Annotated in this window: 3 protein-coding genes; 2 read left to right on the plus strand and 1 reads right to left on the minus strand. The window is 42.2% G+C overall.

The features are described 5' to 3' along the window. Window positions 1-195 precede the first annotated feature (195 nt). Together AB3112_RS11145 and AB3112_RS11150 are read left to right on the plus strand one after the other, a co-directional pair. Window positions 196-738: a VanZ family protein gene (locus AB3112_RS11145; RefSeq protein WP_057909360.1), complete on the plus strand. Its 543-nt coding sequence runs from the start codon at window positions 196-198 to the stop codon at window positions 736-738. Window positions 739-810: 72 nt separating this feature from the next. After that, window positions 811-1212: a pyridoxamine 5'-phosphate oxidase family protein gene (locus tag AB3112_RS11150; protein ID WP_084972702.1), complete on the plus strand. Its 402-nt coding sequence runs from the start codon at window positions 811-813 to the stop codon at window positions 1210-1212. Window positions 1213-1312: 100 nt separating this feature from the next. On the opposite strand, the gene AB3112_RS11155 is transcribed toward AB3112_RS11150, so the two are convergent. Then, window positions 1313-1924: zinc ribbon domain-containing protein (locus AB3112_RS11155; protein WP_367334529.1), on the minus strand; the 612-nt coding region annotated here is incomplete at its 5' end.

Here is a 1924-nt window from a genome sequence, read left to right on the forward strand (position 1 = left end):
AAAAATCTATCTTCTAAGATAGCATTAGCTGTTTTTAATCGCAACTATTGTTAAAAGCTGTTAAGAGAAGATTGTTATGTTTCCCTTAAGCCTGTCGTATCAAGGGAGCTTTTAAGTTTCAGTTAACCGCATCTTCTTATGATAACGATATTAATAAAGTGAGTGACGAATGATTTTGAAAGGAAGGTGGACGTTATGATTAAATGGTTGCCATATTTGTTAAATATTACGGGTGTTCTGGTTTGGCTTAAAATGCAGTCGGGTCATCTCAAACGGTTGTCGATTTTCCAGCTGGTGACGATTATCTCAGCTCTGGTCTACATTTTAGTGGTGAGCTATCTGACACTGGCACCAACATCATATGCCTTTGTGGGACCACAATACGTCTCACCGATGATGATTGGAACAGCCCCAATCAATTTGGTTCCGTTTTGGAGTACAACTGCTGATTTTTATCAAAACGTGGTGATGATGCTGCCGATGGGAATTTATTTGGGGCTGCTGTTACCAAAACTCAAATTAAAAAATGTTTTGTTAACCGGATTAGCCGTCAGCTGCACCATCGAGGGACTACAGTTTGTTCTTGATTTAACCGTTGGCTTATCGCGTTGGGTTGACATTAATGATGTCTTGACCAATACCTTTGGCGTTTTGGTGGGCTGGTTAATTCTCGCGGTTTTACGGCACACCATTGTCAAGGGACTCATCAAGCCATTTACGATCACTGCTTTTAAGTAACCGAGGGTAAATGATTGCGTTGTCGGTCCGCTGGCACTAAAATGACGTTGCAAAAATTAAATGGGAGATGTTATGATGGCAAAATTAAATCAGGCAATGAAAGATATGATTGAGGGAGAATTAGCTTACATCGCAACAGTTGATGCTGACGGGAACCCGGACATCGGACCCAAAATTTCAATGCGGGTGTTAGACGATGAGCATCTGATTTACAACGAAATGACCGGTGGAAAGACCCAGGCAAACATTAATGAGAACGGCAAAGCAATCGTTGCGGTTGCCAACCAAAAGGCATTTAAAGGATTCCGATTCGGAGGAACTGCCAAGCTCTATACGGATGGGCCATACTACGAACAAGCCGAGGAATGGGCAAAAGGCAAGTTTCCAGCTCCAAAGGGTGCCGGCGTGATTACCATCGAGCAGATTTGGACGTTGGATCCGGGTCCAAAGGCTGGAAAATTGGTTGAAGAATAAAGTGGGCTGGATGCTGCGATTTGGCAGATGATTCAGCTGGTAATCATTCAGTGAAAGTGGTGTTGGGACACAGATATGATCCCGGCACCACTTTTTTGTTTTACGCTTGGTAGCTGATATTTTCAAAGAATGAGGAGCCGTCAGTGACGGTATCATAGGTGGTTGCATCCTCAGATTCATCAGTCAATATTTTAATGGAGGCGGGTTTTAACCCGGAGGTTGATTTTCCTAATAGTACTAATGCGAATTCAACTCTTTTGGCATGAGCGGCAATTTCATCTTCAGAACCAGTATCACTGAGTGAATCGTCGGCAAAGTTGGTTTGGTAACCGTTTGAATAAATGATTTGCTTGATCCCGCCGAAATTAATCGCATTGCTAGATGTGTTTTTAACTGTATATTCAATTTTCATTCGCGTATAGTCTTTGGACATGCTGTTCTTATTGTATGAGTCGAGGGCTTGATCGAGTTGATCCTGAGTATTCGCATGGATCTTATCAATTTCTGCATGTTTAAATTTGACTGTCAACGGACCGTCTTGAATGGTTGCGTTGGGTTTGGTGCCCAGGCCTATCAACGTTGCTGTTCCAATAACTGGACTGTTTTTCCATTGGCCGATTCTTGTGGGATGTTTTAACGATGTTGAAGGGATTTCTTTAGGATCTTTCGTTTTTGCTTTTGTATGATGCTTTGTAGTTTTAGAACTAGCTGT

Source organism: Lentilactobacillus sp., from assembly GCF_040773105.1.
Taxonomy (GTDB): Bacteria; Bacillota; Bacilli; order Lactobacillales; family Lactobacillaceae; genus Lentilactobacillus; species Lentilactobacillus parabuchneri.

What these genes read in the sequence shown, in the direction of transcription:
- AB3112_RS11145 (WP_057909360.1), top strand. Translation starts at nt 196, where the DNA reads ATGATTAAATGGTTGCCATATTTGTTAAATATTACGGGTGTTCTGGTT.
- AB3112_RS11150 (WP_084972702.1), top strand. Translation starts at nt 811, where the DNA reads ATGATGGCAAAATTAAATCAGGCAATGAAAGATATGATTGAGGGAGAA.